Source organism: Fuscovulum sp., assembly GCA_035192965.1.
Classification (GTDB): Bacteria; Pseudomonadota; Alphaproteobacteria; order Rhodobacterales; family Rhodobacteraceae; genus Paragemmobacter.
On the sequence record CP136571.1, the window covers coordinates 443,820 to 462,615 of the forward strand.

Here is an 18,796-nt window from a genome sequence, read left to right on the forward strand (position 1 = left end):
CGCCCCCGCCTAACCCCGCTTCATGTCAGCCCGGTAACAAAGCAGTGCGCTCACCTTCCGGTGATTTCCCTCTGCCTGCACTGACCGGCAAGCATGGCGCCCGTTAAGATTACCCTGACAGGAGATTTCCATGAAGAAACCCGCATCTTTCCGCGTCCTTCTGCTCACCTCCGCCTTGGCGGCCACCTCCGTCACACTTGCCATGCCCGCCGCCGCACATCACGGCTGGTCCTGGGCCGAGGCCGAGGAAACCACCCTTCAGGCCACCATCGCCGCCATTTCCCTGAACCCCCCGCATCCGGAACTGACCGTCACCGATGCAGACGGCACGGAATGGGTGATCGAACTCGGCAATCCCGGCCGCACCGAACGCGCGGGCTTTGTCGACGGCACGGCCAAGGTCGGCGATACCATCACCATCCTCGGCAACCGCTCGCTGGATCAGGCAGAACGCCTGATGAAGGCCGTCCGCATCACGCTGGCCGGGACGAATTACGATTTCTACCCCGAACGGATCGACGCCTGATGCTTGACGCGCTGGCCGCGTCCCCGATTGCCGCGCTGCTGCGCGGGTCGGGGACGGCCTACCTTCTGGTCAATGCCAGCCACATCCTTGGCATCGCGCTGCTGATCGGGGCCATCCTGCCGCTTGACCTGCGCCTTGCCGGGGCCTTTCCCCGCACACCGCTTCCCGCCATCGCACCCCTGTTGCGCGTCATGGCGTTGGCGGGGCTGTCGCTGGCGGTGATCACGGGCTTTGTCCTCTTCACCGCAAATCCCGGCGAATACGCCACTAACCCCGCCTTCCGCATCAAACTGCTGCTTCTGGCGCTCGCCGTGCTGAACGCCGCCCTCGTAACCCGATCCACGGCATGGGCGCAGGTGCTGTCGGGGGCGCCGCCCCCGCCCGCGCTGCGCCTCATGGCCGCCCTGTCGGCAATTCTCTGGCTGTCCATCCTGCTCGCAGGCCGCTGGATCGGGTTCCTCTAAGGGTCCAAAACGATTCGGCGGTTCATGGTTAACGCCCGATCATGGCACCGTGCGTATGCACAGCCGTCTGCACCGCCATCTGCACCACGCGCTGCACCGCCAAAAGCCGAAACTCCCGCAAATTAATCCAGCGCCCGCAGGTACTTAGACCATCCGGATCTTGTCCTTGCCCACCGCCAGAACATACCCCCGCCGTGCAATCGTCTTGACCAGCAATTCGCTGACCATCTGGTTACCCAGCGCATCGCGCAGCCGCTTCACCCGCGTCGCCCCCGCCGCCTCGTCACAGTCAGATTCGTTGCGCCCGGAAATCACCGCCTCGATCTGCGCCCCGGTCAGCACCTCATCATCCATCCGCGCTTCGGCCAGCACCGCCATCGTCTCAAGCGCCGCTTCGGTCAGCTGAAACTCCATATCGTTGATGTAAACCGCCCGCCCCTCGCGGCTGATCAACAGGCTCGCCACCTGAATCCCCGATCGCTGGATGGCCGAAATTCTCCGGTTCAACGCGATGATCGTCACCAGAAACACCAGCGCCGCCAGAAGCAGTGCCGTGGAAAACACCAGCAGCACAAAGATCACCATACGGTAACTCGCCAACACCTCGGAAAATGCCGTCCCCGATTGCGCCAGTATTTCCAGCAGCTTGATATCGGCGAAACTGGTCAGGTCATCGTTTTCAACGAACAGTGTTTCCACCTTGGCGTTGAACGCATTCGCATCTGGCAGGTTCAGGAACAGGAAAACCGCCGCCCCCAGCAGGATCAGCACGATGGCCGCGATCCCCCCGGCAACAACCCGGTTCCCCGCCTTCAGGCTCTCAGAAGCGGAGGAAGTACTCTCCTGCACTCGATTCCCTTTCTCCAAGGCCCTCAGGTCCAAAAACCGACAGCACATTCAATAGCGTCCAGCCCCCGGATGCCAGCCGCGGGGCCAATTCCCCCGCCGCCGCGCCCGGCCCGCCTGCACAGGCCCCGTCACTCACCTGCGCCACCCCATAGTGCAGGCGCAAGGGATCGTCCTGCTTGGCCTTGTAATCGGCATAGCATTCGGCAGAAGCCTGCCCGCCCAGGGCCAGCAGCAGTGCCGCAGCAAGGAAAAGGCGTGTCATCGGATGTCCCCTCCGTTTGTGCCCGCACATTGCCCGCCCCCCGCGCGCTAGGCAATGACATTGGTCCCGCCCGGCCCCCGGAACAGGCTGCTATGCGATAACAACGCCGCGTTATTGCCTGTCCAACCCCCCCGGTCGCAGGGTGAAGGCATCGAAAGGGCAGGGGCCAACAACCCGCCCATCCCGCCAGAACCCAGACAGGAGGCCACTATGAAAAGCTCGGAAACACTGGCCGAAACCATGGTCATCACCCGCAACCTGCCGCGTCCTACGGGCCGCGATCCGCGCAGCATCAGCCGCCGCCTCGTGGCCGTCGTCGCCGCTGCTGCCACCGCGCTGGGCCTTCTGGCATCAACCGCCATTCCCGCCCGTGCCGACAGCGATGATCTGGCAAAGGCGCTTGCCGCACTCGCTATCGTGGGCATCATCGCCAACGAGTCGAAGAAAAGCCGCGAACGCGAACGCGCCCGCGCGCAGCAACATTACAACCCGCCTCTGCAGTATCATCCGCAACCCACGCGCCAGCCGCGCGTGCCGTCGGTCTGCGCCATCGAAATCTCGGGCAACTCCGGCACAGCCATCGTCTACGGCGAACGCTGCCTGCGCGACGAAGGCTTCAATTTCCGTCTGCCGCAATACTGCGCCCGCACTGCGCGCATCTACGGCCAGAACGACAGGATCTACTCGGATCAATGCTTGCGCGATGCAGGCTTCCGGGTGGCTGGCTCCCGGTACTGATCCGGGTGTCGCTTCGGGCACGGCTAAACTTGCCCCAGCCGTGTCCAATCTGGGGGTGGAGGGGTGAGCAGCCTCCACCCCCGCCCTTTTCCCGCTTCCCCGCCGGAAATCCATCGGCTAGGCCATTCCAATGGCCCCCAAACCCGCCCCCGATTTCACCTTTGAAACCGCCGCCCTCGCGCGCGGCTTCTTGGCTGTCGTGGGCGTGGATGAGGTGGGACGCGGGCCCCTCGCTGGCCCTGTCAGCGCCGCCGCCGTCCTGCTGGACCCTGCCCGTATCCCGCCCGGCCTGAACGATTCAAAGGCCCTCACCGCTGCCCGCCGCGACGCTCTTTTTGCCGCGATCATGGATATGGCCGAGGTGTCGGTCGCCCATGCCAGTGTCGAGGAAATCGATAGCCTCAACATCCTGCGCGCCAGCCATCTGGCCATGGAACGGGCCGTTACCGGGCTGGTAACCAATGCCGATCATGCTCTGATTGACGGCAACATGATCCCCCGCAACCTCTCTTGCAGCGCCGAAGCAGTGGTCAAAGGCGATGCGCGCTGCCTCTCCATCGCCGCCGCGTCGATCATCGCCAAGGTGACGCGCGACCGGATCATGGTGGATTTGGCGCAACAACACCCCGGCTACGGCTGGGAGGTGAACGCAGGCTACCCGACTCCGGCGCATCTGCGCGCGCTTCTAGATTTTGGAATTACCCCACACCATAGGCGTTCGTTCAAGCCCGTCCACAACATATTGTATCAAGCATATTCTATAAGTGATTGATTCAAAAAAGAATTTGACGGCGAATCACTCCTGACTCATCTTTGTCCACAACAAGCACGGCGAAAAACCGCCGGCAGCAGAGGCAGAGATGAAGATCAAACCGACCCCGACAGAGGCAGCACCGCTGCCCCTCAATCAGATCCTTGCCGGCGACTGCATCGAGGTGATGAACAGCCTCCCCGCAGGCAGCATCGACCTGATCTTCGCCGATCCCCCCTATAACCTGCAGCTCAAGGGCGATCTTCACCGCCCCGACAATTCCAAGGTCGACGCTGTCGATGACCACTGGGATCAGTTCAGCAGCTTTGCCACCTATGACCATTTCACCCGCCAATGGCTGCAAGCGGCGCGCCGCCTCTTGAAACCGAATGGCGCGATCTGGGTGATCGGCAGCTATCACAACATCTTCCGCGTCGGCACCGCGCTGCAGGATGCAGGGTTCTGGATGCTGAACGATGTCATCTGGCGCAAGTCGAACCCGATGCCCAACTTCAAGGGAAAGCGCCTGACCAACGCCCACGAAACTCTGCTTTGGGCCAGCCGCGACGAAGCCGCGAAATACACCTTCAACTACGAGGCGCTCAAGGCGCTGAACGACGGTGTTCAGATGCGGTCTGATTGGGTGATCCCGCTTTGCACCGGCCATGAACGCCTGAAAGACGAAAACGGCGACAAGGCCCACCCAACGCAAAAGCCCGAGGCCCTGCTTCACCGCGTCCTCGTTGCCACCACCAATCCCGGCGATGTGGTGCTGGACCCGTTCTTCGGCACCGGCACCACCGGCGCCGTGGCCAAGATGCTGGGGCGCGATTTCATCGGCATCGAACGCGAAGAGGCCTACCGCAAGGCTGCCACCGAACGCCTTGCCCGCACCCGCAAGTTCGATGCCTCGGCGCTGGAAATCACCGGCTCCAAACGCGCCGAACCCCGCGTCCCCTTTGGCCAGGTCGTCGAACGCGGCATGCTGCGCCCGGGCGAGGAACTGTTCTCCATCGGCAACCGCTATAAAGCCAAGGTCCGCGCCGATGGCACGCTGATCGGCAATGACGTGAAGGGATCCATCCATCAGGTCGGCGCGCATTACGAAGGTGCGCCCTCCTGCAACGGCTGGACCTACTGGCACTTCAAGCGCGATGGAAAGATGATCCCCATCGACATCCTGCGCCAGCAAATCAGGGCCGAGATGGACGCCGATCAGGGTCGCCCGCACTAACCAACCTCACATCAAGTTTACGCCCGCGCCGTGGTCCGCCCGCGGCGCCACTGCCCCGCCATGTCCTCATGGCGGGGTTTTTTCCTTTGGAATCGGCCTGTTGACGTCTCGTTCACCAAATTCATGTAACATTGCGTGATCAAGGTTCCGCGGCCAGACCCTGCAAAACCCCTGCAAAACTTAGGGAACCGGCACGTCCGGCGCGGGTCACATCAATTCAACCTTTGCTCACGGAAATTTAATGAACGGTATCGTTCATTTTCTACATTGCATACGCACACGTTCAGTATATATCTGTCTCATCGAATAAACGAAGGCAGACAAAGATGACGTGCTGACAGTCTTGAAAAACACAATTGCTCCTTGACGGGGCTAACGCTCCCCGAGGGCCATCCCGGCCCAAACGAACTGAACCAAACCGCATCGCCGTACCGACGGCCGGGCAGAGCTCTGCACGGAACGGTGGATGCTTGCCGACAACAACCATCCCAGGAAAGGGAAACATCATGATCCGCAACTTTACCGCTTCCGCTCTGATCCTCGCCGCTCTGACCGGTGCTGCCGCAGCCTCCAGCGCCCAGCCGGGCCTGAATGCCGGTGACGTGCAACTGGCCCTCAGCGCCGGTGTGCAGCCGGGCGAATACAGCCGCGCCGAACTGATCAACATCATCGAAGCCCGCAAGGAAGGCGAAGAAACCCGCCTGAACTACTTCCTGTCGGGTGCGAACCGCGCCTCGAGCACGGCCGCCAGCAACGCAGGTGTTGACCAGCTTGCTGCCTCGGCCGGCGTCGAACCGGGCCAGTTCTCCGCGAACGAACTGCAGCGCCTGATCAAGGCCCAGGCCGATGACGACACCACGACCGAGCGTTTCATCCTGTCGGGCGCAAGCCGCAATGCAGCCAACCCGGCCGAAGTCGTCACCCCCGGCGAGGCACAGCTTGCCGCCTCCATCGGTGTTGACCCGGCGCAGTACACGCTGGCCGAACTGATCGCGATGCAGCCGCAGTCTGACGACTGATCCGCGACCTTCGGTATGCACCCTCGGCCAGCCGTTCCTCCAACGGCTGGCCACCCTCTTTTTCGGAAGAAGTCCCATGCCTTGTTTCGAAACCGATCCCCGCGTAGCCTCTGCCCTAACGGAATCCACTCCGTGTGGGGATATTGCCATGGCTCTGCGGTCGCCCGGCCGACCCAAAGACCTTGAAAAGCGCGAGGCCATCCTCGACGCTGCTCAGGCCCTGTTTGCAGAACGCGGTATCGACGGCGTCCCGATCGAGGCGATCGCCGCCCGCTCGGGCGTGTCAAAGGTCACGGTCTATGGCCATTTTGGCGACAAGGCGAAGATCTTCGATTCGATCGTCCAACGCGAAACGGATCGACTGAAACTTGCACTGTGCCAGACGCCCAGCGGCAGCAGCCTTGAGGACACCCTCACCCGCTTTGGCATGGCGCTGATCGAGATGCTGACCCAGCCCTGCCACCTCGCCCTTGACCGCGCCGTAAGCCTTGAGGCGCAGCGCAACCCCGACCTTGGCCGCCGCTTCTTTGAGGCGGGCCCCGGTCAGGTGCGGACCATGCTGACCGCCATTCTGGCGCAGGCGCAGGAACAGGGGGCCGTCCAACTTGACGATCCTGAATGCGCCGCCGAAGACATGCTCGCCCTCTGGCTCGGCTTTGATGCCATCGAACGCAGGTTCTGTGGCAGCTGCCTGCCTGATGAACAGGTCCTGCAAATGCATGTCGCCCGCGCCGTCCGGCTGTTCTTGAAGGCCAACGCGCCCGAAAGGTAACCGATCACTGGCAGGCTATTGGCCGGGTGTCGGGTTCAGCGCCTTGTTATAGGGGTGCCAATCCGTGATGTCGGGATAGAATTTCTTTCGCCACGCCCGCACCCGCGGGTTCATCACACGCTTCCACAGCGGCGGGATCATCGCGGCAATCGTCATCACCGGGTAACCCATCGGCAGTTGCGGGGCTTCCTCCTCGCCGTAGGTTTGCAACAGCGGAAAGCGGCGGTCAGGCTTGTAATGATGGTCCGAATGGCGCTGCAAGTTGATCAGCAGCCAGTTTGACGCCTGATAGGCCGCATTCCACGAATGGCGCGGCAGCACATGTTCATACCGCCCTTCGCCCAGATGCCGCCGTGTCAGCCCGTAATGTTCGATGTAATTGACCAGCTCCAACTGCCAGATCGCCACCGCCGCCTGCACCACGAACAACCCCAGCCCGGCCCATCCGCCCAATGCCAGCGCCAGCAGGCACATCCCGGCCTGAAGGCCGGCATAGCGCCAGTAGGGATTGCTGCGATGCCACCACGGCAGCCCCCGCCGCGCCAGCATCGCCGCTTCCGCAGCCCAGGCCGATTTGTGACACTGCACCAGAACGCGCGGGAAAAACCGATGGAAGCCTTCGTTATACCGCGCCGTCACCGGATCGCGCGGCGTGCCGACCCACAAGTGATGCACCCGCAGATGTTCGGAACGGAAATGGCTGTAAAGCACCGTCGCCAGCAGCAGATCCGCCAGCCACCGCTCTAGTCGCGATTTCTGATGCATCAATTCATGGCTGTAATTGATGCCTATCGCACCCGAAACAACGCCCATCGCGCAGAACACACCGATCCGCTCCACGATGTTTAGATGAGCCGCCAGCGGCACATACCACAGCAGCCAGCACAGCAGCGCGAACTGCACTGGAAACCAGATCACCGTGATCGCCCGATACCAGCCAAGCTCTGCCTCGGGGGTCATCGGATCGGCGTTGCGTTCGTCCTTTCCGGTCAACTGATCCAAAAGCGAAAAGACCCACCACGTCGCCGCCGGTGCCACAAGGATCGTCCACCCGCCCTTCAGCGCAGCCAGCACCGCCAATGGCGCCAGCGCCAGCGACATCCAGAACGGCAGCGCCTCCCTCAGATTTCCCAGGTCCTTGGCCAAAGCCTTCATCTCGCTACCTTTGTCACTCGATCACGGATCTCATCATATCGCGCCGGGGCGGTCCCTCAAGTCACCTCAAGGGCGCTGCTGCCCAGATCAAACCCCTTGCGCATCACCGTGGGCAGGTCCGCAGGCCGAAACATATCCCGCCCAAGGAACTCTCCACGCAGGGGAACGGCCTCCAGTGCGGCAACTGTTACCTGCAATCGAAGGATCAGGTGAAAATGGGTGAATGTGTGGCGTACTTCCCCCACTTCCCGCCAATCTGCCGCCAAGGGCGCATCGCCCCCCGCACCATCCCAATCCGATCCCGGAAAACCCAGCATCCCACCCAGCAATCCCCGTTCGGCCCGCCGTTCCACCAGCCAAGCCCCATCTGCCCGGCGCGCGATCCACAGCACACCATGCCGCACGGGTTTGGCCGCCTTTTCCACCTTGCGCGGCAGGCTGGTCTGCACGCCCTCGGCCCGTGCACGGCAGGCATCCCGCCACGGGCAGATGCCACAGGCCGGGTTGCGCGGTGTGCAGATCGTGGCCCCCAGATCCATCACCGCTTGCGCGTAATCTCCGGGCCGTGCAACCGGCGTCAGCACCGCCGCGAGCCGCGTCAATTCCGCCTTAGCCCCCGGCAACGGCGCCTCTACCAGCCACAGCCGCGCCATCACCCGTTCCACATTTCCATCCACCACCGTGGCGGCCTCATCATGCGCAATCGCCGCAATCGCCGACGCGGTATAGGGCCCGATCCCCGGCAAACCCAGCAGCCCGTCGCGCGTCGCCGGAAACACCCCGCCATGATCGCGTACCACCGCCCGCGCACAGGCCAGCAGGTTGCGCGCCCGTGCGTAGTAGCCCAAGCCCGCCCATTCCCCCATCACCGCCGCATCCTCGGCCGCCGCCAGATCGGCCACCGTTGGCCAGCGTTCCGTGAACCGGCGGAAATACTCGCGCACCGCCGCCACAGTGGTTTGCTGCAACATCACCTCGGACAACCAGACGCGATATGGGTCCGGCCGGACCCCCGCCTGCTTTTGATCCGGCGGCACCCGCCACGGCATTACCCGCGCGTGCCGATCATACCAGTCGAGCAACAAGGTTGAGAGTTCGCTCGCGCTACTGTCACGCATTCTTTATGCCTTTCCCCACGCCTGCATTTGCACCGCCGCGCGTCATGGCTAGAATAGCGGTCAGTCCCAAAAGGACCACCCAAAGGACCAGATGACACGCAAGCCGCTTCCTCCACCTGATCCCAACCGCCGGATGCGCGGGTTTGAGGCGGCTTCCGGCTTCCTGCGTGATCCTATTCGCAACGCCTCGGAAACCCGCGGTTTTGCCGTCACCCGCCTGCTCACCCATTGGCCCGAGGTGGTTGGAGAAGATCTCGCCGCCATGACCCGCCCGGTCAAAATCGGCCACACCCGCGAAGGCATGGGTGCAACCCTCACCCTTCTGGTCGCCTCCGCCCATGCCCCCATGGTGCAGATGCAGCTTCCCCGCATCGTGGAAAAGGTCAACGCCGTCTACGGCTATCGCGCCATCTCGCGAATCTCGCTCACCCAGACCGCCGCCACCGGCTTTGCCGAAGGGCAGGCCGAATTCATCACCAAACCAAAAACCACCCCGGCCCCCGCGCCGGAAGTGGTTGCAGAGGCGCGCGAAACCACCGCGCCTATTGCTGACCCTGGCCTCCGGGCCGCCCTTGAAGCCTTGGCCCAAAACATACTAACTCGCCGCAGAACATGAAAAGGCAGATACCGATGCTGAAGAAACTCGCCGCAGCCGCCACCATCGCCCTTGTCGCGCTGTTCCCGCTGACGGCCCCGGCACAAGAGGCCGAAGCCACCACCCCCGTCGAAATCACGGATTTCTCGCTCGGTCCGGTGGATGCCAAGGTGCAGATCACCGAATACGCCTCCTTCACCTGCCCGCATTGCGCGACCTTCCACGCCAATGTCTGGCCGCAGCTGAAGTCTGAATATGTCGATACCGGCAAGATCCGCTTCACCTATCGCGAGGTCTACTTTGATCGCTACGGTCTTTGGGCGGCGATGGTCGCCCGCTGCGGCGGCGAGATGCGGTATTTCGGTATCGTCGACATGATCTTCGAACAACAGCAGGAATGGGCCGCGTCGGATGATCCGAATGTCGTGATCGGCAACCTGCGCACCATCGCAAAGACCGCCGGTCTGGACGATGCCTCGCTGGACGCCTGCCTGAAAGACGGCGCCAAGGCCGAAGCCATGGTCGCCCACTTCGAGTCGAACATGGCCGCCGACGAGATCGAAGGCACGCCGACCTTCATCATCAACGGTGAAAAACATTCCAACATGTCTTTCGAAGACATGAAGGCGATCATCGACGCAAAGCTCGCCGAATAAGATGACCGCGCCACTTCATGGCATAAAGGTCATCGAATTGGCGCGCATTCTGGCCGGCCCTTGGGCCGGTCAGACCCTTGCCGATCTGGGCGCCGACGTGATCAAGGTCGAAGCCCCCGAAGGTGATGATACCCGTCGCTGGGGCCCCCCCTTCATCGACCGCGACGGCGACCGCTCCGCCGCCTATTTCCACGCCACCAACCGCGGCAAACGCTCCATCATCTGCGATTTCCGCACGGCCGAAGGGCAGGACGTGGTGCGGAAGCTGATCGCCGACGCCGACGTGGTCATTGAAAATTTCAAGGTCGGAGGTCTGGCGAAGTACGGGCTGGACTGGCCTTCCTTGCAGGCGATCAATCCCCGCCTGATTTATTGCTCCATCACCGGCTTTGGCCAAACCGGCCCCTACGCCCACCGCGCGGGCTATGATTTCATCATCCAAGGCATGGCCGGCGTGATGAGCGTGACAGGCGAAAAGGGTGGCCAGCCGCAAAAGGTGGGCGTCGCCGTCACCGATGTGTTTACCGGCGTCTATGCGGCCACGGCCATCCTTGCCGCCTTGGTGCAGCGCGGGGTGACAGGCCGGGGCCAGCAGATCGACATGGCACTGATGGACGTGGCCACCGCCATCATGGCCAACCAGAACATGAATTACCTCACCACCGGCAAGGCCCCGGCCAAGATGGGCAATGCCCACCCGAACCTCGCACCCTATGCCGTGTTCGATTGTGCCGATGGGTGGATCATCCTCGCCACCGGGAATGATGGCCAATACCGCAAACTCTGCGCCATTCTCGGCCTTGATCACTTGGCCGATCACCCCGATTACCTGACGAACGCAGACCGCGTCCGCAACCGCGAACCGCTGACCGATGCCATCACCGCCGTCACGGTGACATGGACCAAGGCCGACCTGCTGCAAGCCTGCGAAGACCACGGCGTTCCCGCAGGCCCGATCAACAACTTGGCCGAGGTGTTTGCCGATCCGCAGGTCATCGCCCGAAAGATGCAGCTTGATCTCGGCGGTGTCCCCGGCGTGCGGTCACCGTTTACCTTTTCTGATGCCGACCTGTCTCTGGATCGCCCCGCCCCGAAACTGGGCGAACATCAGGACGAAATCCTGGGTTAAACCCCGATCCGCGCCAGCGCCGCATCCAGCGGCGCGGCATCCCCGATCCGCAGCCGCACCGGCAAGGTCAGCACCTTCATCCGAAACGCCGCGGGCAGGCGTACGGCGTCCTTCTCGGTCGTCACCAGTTGCGCCCCCAGCCCCCGCGCCTCCAGTTCAAGCCGCGCCATCAGTGCATCGGTCAGCGGCTGGTGGTCATCCAGTGCCACCACGCGGATCACCTCTGCCCCCTCATCCCGCAATGTGGCAAAGAACTTTTCGGGGTGCCCGATTCCTGCAAAGGCAATCACCCGTTGCCCCTGCCAATCCATCCCCATCTGCAACGGCACCAACTGCCCTGTCAGATGCGGCACCCGGATCGCCGCGCCCCATTGCGCCGTAAACCCCGCCTGCGCCGCCCCGTCGCCGATCGAGAGCAGCAGATCCGCCCGCGCCAACCCCACCGCCACGGGTTCCCGCAACGGTCCTGCAGGAAGGCAGCGCCCGTTGCCGAACCCCAGCCGCGCATCCACCACGATCAGGCTCAGGGATTTCTCGACAGACGGGTTCTGAAACCCGTCATCCAGAACGATCACCCCCGCCCCCGCCGCCTCCGCCGCCCGCACCCCCGCTGCGCGGTCCTTGGCCACCCAGACCGGCGCAAAAGCCGCCAGCAGCAGCGGCTCGTCCCCTACATCGGCAGCGGTATGTTTGCGTTCTTCCACCCGCACCGGCCCGTCCAGCCGCCCCCCATGTCCGCGCGAAACCACATGGGCCACCACACCCCGTGCCGCCAACCGTTCCAGCAGGGCAATCACTGTGGGTGTCTTGCCCGTCCCCCCGGCATTCAGGTTGCCCACACAGATCACCGGCACCCCGGCGCGATACCCCGGGGCCTGCAGCCGCCGCGCCGTTCCCGCCGCATAGACCACCCCGAGCGGGGACAGTAGCCGCGCCGCCAGTGCAGGCCGATCCGGCGGCGTGAACCAGAATCCCGGCGCGCGCATCAGGTTTCCCCGTCCATGATGCGGCGGATCATCGTCATCACGCGTTCCGTCACTTCGGCCCCGTCCGATGCCACCGCCCAGGCCGCCTGCGCCAACCGCGCCGCCCGGTCTGGTGACAGCAGATCCCCCAACGCCTCGGCCAGATCGCTTGCCGATCCAACCGCGCGCGCCGCGCGCGCCGCGCCCAGACGGCCAAAGGTGGTGCCATAAGGCCCCGGTCGTGGTCCGTATAGAATGGCCGACCCCAGCGCCGCCGCCTCCAGCGGATCACGTAAACAGCCGCTTCCGCCAAGGCTGCCGCCCATGAAGGTGATGGGGGCCAGCCGATACCAAAGGCCGAACTCGCTTCCCGCATCGGCGATATAGACCTCGGTTTCCGCCTCGGGTTCTTCCTCTTCGGCGCGGCGGGCGACGGACCAGCCCTCTTCCTTTTCCATTCGCTGCGCCAAAGGCCCAACGCGGCCTGGATCCTGCGGCACCACGATCAACAGCAACCGATGCGCCAGCCGCAACGCCGTGCGATGTGCCGCGATCACCGCGCTTTCCTCTGCCTCGGGCAGGGCGGCGGCCAGCCAGACAGGCCGCGTTGCCAACTGTCGTGCCATCGCATCCCGCTCCGCCTCGGTGCAGGGCAGGGCGGCGCTTTCCTCTTCCAGCTTGCCGGTCACCTCCACCGCCGAAGGCGTGGCCCCCGCCTTGCGAAAGGCCCGTGCTGATGGTTCATCCAGCGTCAGAACCGCCCGAAATTCGGCCAGCAAACCCCGCATCAACCCCGGATACCACCCATCCCGCTCTCGCAGGAAAACCGGGTTCCGCGCGCCCACCATCAGCAGGGGCAGCTTGCGCTCCACCGCCTCATGCAACAGCGCCGGGCGCAATTCGCCCTCGGACATGATCACGACCTCGGGCCGCCAGTGATCAAGAAACGCCGCCGCCTCAACCTGCACATCCGCAGGCGGCGTTTGCAGGATGATCCCCGCCCGCTTGGGCAACGGATCGGGGCATGTCAGCACCACGGCGACCGCATCCTCTTCCAACAGCCGCCGCGCCAGTTCCATCAGCGACCGCGCCGCATCCACGCCCGGCGCATGCAACCAGACCAGCCGCCCAGCAGGACGCTGCGGCCGTTCAATCGCTGGCCCTGCCTCGCGGCGGTTGGACAGGTTGTAAAGCGTAAGGCCGAGGGAATAGGCCATGTCCTGTGCTGGTACTTACAGACCCAGCGCCTCGGTCGCCGACCCGGCCTGTTCCTCATCCCGCAGGCGATGAATATGCGCGATGAAATAGCGCATATGCGCATTGTCCACTGTCCGCTGCGCCTCGGCCTTCCAGGCCGAAAAGGCGCTGGCGTAATCCGGGAACATCCCCACGATATGGATCTTGCTGACATCCCTGAAGACATTCTTTTCAGGTGTCACCAGCTCGCCGCCGAAAACAAGGTGAAGGCGCTGCGTCATGGTATTTCGCTCCGCGGGGTGAGAGTCGTCACATTCGCGCGCAGGGTAACGCCCCCCGCCGCAGGGTCAAGCCAGCGCCGCCCGCAATGCTGCACTGCAAAAGCATTGCTATACATTTGCACGATTTTGCCCTATGCCGCCAGAACGGCCCGACGATTCCGGGGCAGGCGGCGGTTTTGGGAGGCCGGTCCTGCGAAGGGGAATGAGGTGCCGGTGCAAGGTACTTCACGGGCGCAATACGTCGCCCCTTCAGGATATGACATGACAGATACGACGATTGCCGCGCCTCTGGCTGCGGCCCTTTCGGCCAAGGGCTATGAAACCCTTACGGCCGTTCAAACCGCCATGCTGGCAGAGGAAGTCGCAGGCCGCGACCTGCTGGTGTCCGCGCAGACGGGTTCGGGCAAAACCGTGGCCTTCGGCCTTGCCATCGCGCCGGATGTCCTTGGCACGCAGGATCGCCTGCTGTTCGCTGACCGCCCCCTTGCCCTGATCGTCGCCCCTACGCGCGAACTGGCCCAGCAGGTGCAACGCGAATTCGAATGGCTCTATGCCGATGCCGGGGCTGTCCTTGCCTCTTGCGTGGGCGGGATGGATTACCGCAACGAACGCCGCGCGCTTGATCGCGGCGCGCATATCGTGGTGGGCACCCCCGGCCGCCTGCGCGACCATATCGAACGCAAGTCGCTTGATCTGTCGGGCATCAAGGCCGTGGTTCTGGACGAAGCCGATGAAATGCTCGATCTCGGTTTTGCCGAGGATCTGGAATTCATCCTCGCCGCCGCGTCCGAGGAACGCCGTACGCTGATGTTCTCGGCCACCGTGCCGAAGGAAATCGAAAAGCTGGCTGGCACCTTCCAGAAAGACGCCCTCCGCATCGCCGCACAGGGCGAGGCGAAGCAGCACGTCGATATCGAATACCGCGCCCTGTCCGTGCAGGCACGCGACCGCGAACACGCGATCTTCAATGTCCTGCGGTTCTATGAGGCGCAGACCGCCATCGTCTTCTGCAAGACGCGCGCGAACGTGAACCACCTTTATGCCCGCATGGCCAATCGCGGCTTTCAGGCCGTGGCCCTGTCGGGTGAGCTTAGTCAGCAGGAACGCATGCACGCATTGCAGGCGCTGCGCGACGGCCGCGCCCGCGTCTGTATCGCCACCGATGTCGCCGCGCGCGGGATCGACCTTCCGGGTCTGGAACTGGTGGTCCATGCCGACCTTCCGTCGAACTCGGAAACCATGTTGCACCGGTCGGGCCGTACGGGCCGCGCCGGGCGCAAGGGCGTATCGGCGCTGATCGTGCCGCCGGCCGAATTCCGCAAGGCGCAGCGCCTGCTGCAAGGGGCCAAGGTCGTTGCCGAATGGGGCAAGGCACCCAGCGCCGAAGAAGTGCAGGAAAAGGATGACCTGCGTCTGATCGAACACCCTGCGCTTGCGCAGGACGTGGGCGATGAGGCCGACATGGCCGCTACCCTGCTGGCCGAATATGGCGCCGAAAACGTTGCTGCTGCCTTCATCCGCCTCTGGCGCGAAGGCCGCTCGGCACCCGAAGTGCTTTCCGACGCGATCACCCCCACCGCCTCTGCCCCGCGTGAGCGTGGTGAGTTTGGCCCGTCGGTCTGGTTCAAGCTGTCCGTCGGCCATACCGGCCGGGCCGAGGCGCGCTGGCTCCTGCCCAAGATCTGCGAAACCGGCTCCATCTCCAAGGATGGCATCGGCGCGATCCGGGTGCAGCAGGACCACACCCTTGTGCAGATCTTGGAAACGGTGGCAGGCAAATTTGGCAAGATGATCGAAATCGAGCCGGGCCTGATGATGGAACGCATCGAAGGCGAACCCTCCATGGAGCGCCCCGAACGCCCCACGACGCGCCCGAACTCCCGCCCGGCTCCCGCCCCGCGCCCTGAACGCCGCGAGACGCCTAAACCGGTGCGCGAAGACCGCCCGGTTCGGGAAGAGCGGGCTGAAAAGCCGTCCTATTCCGGCAAGCCGCCGCGCATCGTCGAAGACGATGCCCCCGCCGCACCGGCATGGTCCCCGCTGGAAGGATCGGAAGCCGCGCCTGCCGCAGCCCCGGCCCCGCGCGAGGAACGCCCGCGCAAACCCTACGCCCCGCGCGGTGATGCTGAACGTAAACCCTACGCCCCCCGCGCTGAAGGCGACCGCAAACCCTACGCCCCGCGTGGCGATGGCGAACGCAAGCCTTATGCGCCCCGCGCTGAAGGCGACCGTAAGCCCTACGCTCCGCGTGGTGATGCCGAGCGCAAGCCTTATGCGCCCCGCGCTGAAGGCGACCGTAAGCCCTACGCCCCCCGCGGCGATGCTGAGCGCAAACCCTATGCGCCCCGCGCCGAAGGCGACCGCAAGCCCTACGCCCCGCGCGAAGCTGGCGGCACGGATGACCGCAAACCCCGCTGGAAGGCCGAAGGCGCGCCGAAATCTGCAGGCTTCAAATCCCACGGCGGCAGCCCGGATCGCCCGGCCAAGGCGGCGGGTTACAAATCCCATGCAGCCGCACCCGCAGGTGACAAACCCAAGGGCGATTGGGCGCCCCGCAAACCCCGTGCCGAAGGCGACGCCCCGGCCCGTGGTCCCCGCGCGCCCGGCGGCAAGCCGGAATGGAAACCCAAAGGCGAAGGCAAACCCGCCTACAAGCCGCGCGGTACGGACGGCCCGGATCAGCGCCCCTTCCGGGCAAAGCCGGCCGGGGCGAAACCCGCCTCCCGCGCCAAACCGGCGGCACCCCGCGCGGATGCCAAGGACACGTCCAAACGCTTCGTTCCGCCAAAGAAGAAGTGATCTGACAGCACAAAGAAAAGGCCGCCCCTTGGGCGGCCTTTTCCATTTCAACCAGATAGCGAAACGATCTCAGACCGGCGCCAACCGCTCCATCAACGCCCGATGCAGCCCCGGCGCGGCCACAACCAATCCATCGGCCTTCGGCACAGGCATGTTGAACCGCAGCGCAGCCCCATGCCGATCCGACACCGCCGCCCCGGCCCGCGCCGCAATCAGGCTGCCGGCCGCGATGTCCCATTCCCAGCCTTGCCGAAAGCTCAGCATCCCGTCAAACCGCCCTTGTCCCACCAGCGCCAGCCGATAGGCGACCGACGCGCGGAAACTGCGCTTCACATCCGGCACACCGCCCGGCCAATGCTCGGCCTTCAGGTTCACCGCAGGCGTCAGGATATTCGCCCCTTCGGTCCCGCCAATGGTGCTGGCCGCAATCGGCGCATCGTTCAGCGTGGCAGGCCCGTCATGGCGGGCCGCGAACATCCGGTCCAGCACGGGCAGAAACACCACCCCCGCCGTCACCTTGCCATCGCGCGCTATTGCCAGCGAATGGCTGAAACTGTCTTCGCCTGCGATAAAGGCGCGTGTCCCGTCAATCGGGTCAAGGATAAAGACCGTCTCCCGCTCCAATCGCACCAGATCATCCGGCGTCTCTTCCGACAGCCAGCCGTAATCCGGCCGCGCGCCCCGCAGCGTTTTGATCAGCGCGTCATTGACCGCATGATCTGCCTCGGTGACCGGCCCTTCATCGCCCTTGTCCCACACCTTGGGATTGCGCTTCCAAAAGCGCATCGCGATCTTTCCCGCCTCGCGCGCCGCGCGCACCAGCAAGGCAAGGTCGTCTTCAGGAACCGGCAAGAGTCAACCCGTCGATCAGGCAGGAAGGCACCCGCGTCGACAGATGTGCCCGCGCATCATTCGCCGGGATCAGCCGCAGCAGCATGTCGCGCAGATTGCCCGCGATGGTGCACTCGTTCACCGGGTGCGAAATCACCCCGTTCTGTACCCAGAACCCCGCCGCGCCGCGCGAATAATCCCCGGTGGTCGGGCTGATTGTCGATCCGATCATGGACGTGACATAAAGCCCTGTCCCCATGTCGCGGATCAGATCCTCACGCGACCGCGCGCCTTGCGTCAGGTCTATATTCGATGTGGTGGGCGATGGCGGCGAAGATGTTCCCCGCGCCGCATTGGCCGTGCTGCCCATCCCCAGCTTTCGCCCGGTGGCAAGGTCCAGCGTCCAGCCCGTGAGAATGCCGTTATCTACGATCGCCCGCCGCTGCGTCGGCAACCCCTCGCCATCAAAAGGGCGGCTGGAAGATATGCGCGGCCGATGCGGATCTTCGATTACCGAAAGCCCTTCGGGCAGCACCTGCTGTCCCAGCGCATCGCGCAACCAACTCGCCCCCCGCGCAATCGCGGCCCCGTTCACGGCGGAAAGCAGATGCCCGATCAGCGACGATGCCACCCGCTCATCAAACAGCACCGGATAGGTGCCGGTCACCGGCTTCACCGCCCCGGCCCGTGCCAGGGCCCGTTCCGCCGCGAGCGCGCCAATCCCCTCTGCTCCCGGCAGATCGGATTGATAGGTCCGCGATTCCCCTGCCCAGTCCCGCTCCATTCCAGTGCCTTCGCCGGTAAAGGCCACGGCGGAAATGGAACGTGAGGTGCGCGCATAGCCCCCCGAAAACCCATTTGATGCCGCCAGATGCATTGCACGGGCAGAATAGCCTGCCGATGCCTCCACCTGTGTGATGCCCTTGGATGCCAGCGCTGCCGCTTCAACCGCGCGGCAATCGGCCTCCAGCATAGCGGCATTCGGTTCCGCCGCCGGATCGGTCAGGTCAAGCGCCGCCAAATCCCAATCCCGCGCAATCTGCCCCGGATCGGCCAGTCCGGCATAGGGGTCATCCGGTGCTTCACGCGCCATCGCCACCGCCCGCTCGGCCAGTGCTGCGATGGTGCGGTCCGAAATGTCGGATGCAGAAACACAGGCCTGCCTACCGCCAAACAGCACGCGAAGCCCGATCTCTGTTCCCTCGGCGCGTTCCGCCTGTTCCAGCGCCCCACGCCGCACGTCGATGGTCAGCGAGGTGCCATGAACGGCCAAGGCATCCGCCGCCTCGGCCCCCGCCTTTTTCGCGGCGTCCAGCAATCGGGCAGTCAGATCGGCAAGCGGTGCGGTCATGGGATTTCCTTCAGGCCTCTGTGACCGAGGTAGTCCGCCTGCCACTTCTGTGCAAGTTGATGCCACCACCGGGCAGGTACGAAAAAGCCCCCGCAATCGCTGCG

20 protein-coding genes are annotated in these 18,796 nt (G+C 64.2%); 11 read left to right on the forward strand and 9 right to left on the reverse strand.

Annotation, left to right across the window (positions count from 1 at the left end):
- Positions 1-130 precede the first annotated feature (130 nt).
- Both RSE12_02165 and RSE12_02170 read left to right on the forward strand, forming a co-directional pair.
- Positions 131-526, forward strand: a complete 396-nt coding sequence (locus RSE12_02165; protein ID WRH63157.1) for a DUF6152 family protein — start codon at positions 131-133, stop codon at positions 524-526.
- The gene (locus RSE12_02170; protein WRH63158.1) at positions 526-990 is read left to right on the forward strand and encodes a DUF2214 domain-containing protein; all 465 of its coding nucleotides are present in this window, start codon (positions 526-528) and stop codon (positions 988-990) included. Before RSE12_02165 ends, RSE12_02170 begins: the two co-directional genes overlap by 1 nt.
- Before the next feature lie 144 nt (positions 991-1,134).
- Here the strand turns inward: RSE12_02170 and RSE12_02175 are convergent, their stop codons facing one another.
- Entirely contained in the window at positions 1,135-1,839 is a 705-nt protein-coding gene (locus RSE12_02175; GenBank protein WRH63159.1) for a hypothetical protein, read from the reverse strand.
- Entirely contained in the window at positions 1,811-2,101 is a 291-nt protein-coding gene (locus RSE12_02180) for a hypothetical protein (protein WRH63160.1), read from the reverse strand. The genes RSE12_02175 and RSE12_02180 overlap by 29 nt, the downstream gene beginning before the upstream one ends.
- Positions 2,102-2,311: 210 nt before the next feature.
- Here RSE12_02180 and RSE12_02185 point away from each other — a divergent pair, with 210 nt between their 5' ends.
- From RSE12_02185 to RSE12_02205, 5 genes are all read left to right on the forward strand, one after another.
- Positions 2,312-2,839: a hypothetical protein gene (locus tag RSE12_02185; protein ID WRH63161.1), complete on the forward strand. Its 528-nt coding sequence runs from the start codon at positions 2,312-2,314 to the stop codon at positions 2,837-2,839.
- Positions 2,840-2,969: 130 nt separating this feature from the next.
- Entirely contained in the window at positions 2,970-3,611 is a 642-nt protein-coding gene (locus RSE12_02190; GenBank protein WRH63162.1) for a ribonuclease HII, read from the forward strand.
- Positions 3,612-3,699: 88 nt separating this feature from the next.
- Positions 3,700-4,824, forward strand: a complete 1,125-nt coding sequence (locus RSE12_02195; protein WRH63163.1) for a site-specific DNA-methyltransferase — start codon at positions 3,700-3,702, stop codon at positions 4,822-4,824.
- A gap of 506 nt (positions 4,825-5,330) precedes the next feature.
- Positions 5,331-5,843 carry a hypothetical protein gene (locus RSE12_02200; GenBank protein ID WRH63164.1) on the forward strand — a complete coding sequence of 171 codons (513 nt, stop codon included), beginning with the start codon at positions 5,331-5,333 and terminating at the stop codon, positions 5,841-5,843.
- 148 nt (positions 5,844-5,991) lie between these two features.
- Positions 5,992-6,615: a TetR/AcrR family transcriptional regulator gene (locus tag RSE12_02205; protein WRH63165.1), complete on the forward strand. Its 624-nt coding sequence runs from the start codon at positions 5,992-5,994 to the stop codon at positions 6,613-6,615.
- A 15-nt stretch (positions 6,616-6,630) separates the two neighbouring features.
- Here the strand turns inward: RSE12_02205 and RSE12_02210 are convergent, their stop codons facing one another.
- Together RSE12_02210 and RSE12_02215 are read right to left on the reverse strand one after the other, a co-directional pair.
- Positions 6,631-7,770, reverse strand: a complete 1,140-nt coding sequence (locus RSE12_02210; GenBank protein WRH63166.1) for an alkane 1-monooxygenase — start codon at positions 7,768-7,770, stop codon at positions 6,631-6,633.
- A gap of 56 nt (positions 7,771-7,826) precedes the next feature.
- Positions 7,827-8,888 (reverse strand): A/G-specific adenine glycosylase, encoded by a 1,062-nt coding sequence (locus RSE12_02215; protein ID WRH63167.1) that lies wholly within the window; start codon positions 8,886-8,888, stop codon positions 7,827-7,829.
- Between the two features lie 91 nt (positions 8,889-8,979).
- On the opposite strand from RSE12_02215, the gene RSE12_02220 reads away from it, so the two are divergent.
- Genes RSE12_02220 through RSE12_02230 form a run of 3 tightly spaced genes read left to right on the forward strand, consistent with a single transcriptional unit; the run spans position 8,980 to position 11,268 of the window.
- Positions 8,980-9,504, forward strand: a complete 525-nt coding sequence (locus RSE12_02220; protein WRH63168.1) for a DUF721 domain-containing protein — start codon at positions 8,980-8,982, stop codon at positions 9,502-9,504.
- Positions 9,505-9,518: 14 nt separating this feature from the next.
- A complete protein-coding gene (locus RSE12_02225; GenBank protein ID WRH64720.1) occupies positions 9,519-10,139 on the forward strand; it encodes a DsbA family protein in 621 nt (206 codons plus the stop codon).
- A gap of 1 nt (position 10,140) precedes the next feature.
- A complete protein-coding gene (locus RSE12_02230) occupies positions 10,141-11,268 on the forward strand; it encodes a CaiB/BaiF CoA-transferase family protein (protein ID WRH63169.1) in 1,128 nt (375 codons plus the stop codon).
- Here the strand turns inward: RSE12_02230 and lpxK are convergent.
- From lpxK to RSE12_02245, 3 genes are read right to left on the reverse strand one after another with little or no spacing between them, the layout of a single operon-like run.
- Positions 11,265-12,254 (reverse strand): tetraacyldisaccharide 4'-kinase, encoded by a 990-nt coding sequence (gene lpxK / locus RSE12_02235; protein WRH63170.1) that lies wholly within the window; start codon positions 12,252-12,254, stop codon positions 11,265-11,267. The genes RSE12_02230 and lpxK overlap by 4 nt on opposite strands.
- Positions 12,254-13,450: a glycosyltransferase N-terminal domain-containing protein gene (locus RSE12_02240; protein WRH63171.1), complete on the reverse strand. Its 1,197-nt coding sequence runs from the start codon at positions 13,448-13,450 to the stop codon at positions 12,254-12,256. The genes lpxK and RSE12_02240 overlap by 1 nt, the downstream gene beginning before the upstream one ends.
- A 15-nt stretch (positions 13,451-13,465) precedes the next feature.
- Complete coding sequence (locus RSE12_02245; GenBank protein WRH63172.1) at positions 13,466-13,711, reverse strand: DUF4170 domain-containing protein; 246 nt, start codon at positions 13,709-13,711, stop codon at positions 13,466-13,468.
- A 261-nt stretch (positions 13,712-13,972) separates the two neighbouring features.
- Here RSE12_02245 and RSE12_02250 point away from each other — a divergent pair, with 261 nt between their 5' ends.
- Positions 13,973-16,510 carry a DEAD/DEAH box helicase gene (locus RSE12_02250; GenBank protein WRH63173.1) on the forward strand — a complete coding sequence of 846 codons (2,538 nt, stop codon included), beginning with the start codon at positions 13,973-13,975 and terminating at the stop codon, positions 16,508-16,510.
- Between the two features lie 69 nt (positions 16,511-16,579).
- Here RSE12_02250 and RSE12_02255 read toward each other — a convergent pair whose 3' ends face one another.
- Both RSE12_02255 and RSE12_02260 read right to left on the reverse strand, forming a co-directional pair.
- Complete coding sequence (locus RSE12_02255; protein WRH63174.1) at positions 16,580-17,362, reverse strand: 3'(2'),5'-bisphosphate nucleotidase CysQ; 783 nt, start codon at positions 17,360-17,362, stop codon at positions 16,580-16,582.
- Positions 17,349-18,692, reverse strand: coding sequence for a TldD/PmbA family protein (locus RSE12_02260; GenBank protein WRH63175.1), 1,344 nt, complete (start codon positions 18,690-18,692; stop codon positions 17,349-17,351). Before RSE12_02260 ends, RSE12_02255 begins: the two co-directional genes overlap by 14 nt.
- Positions 18,693-18,796 lie beyond the last annotated feature (104 nt).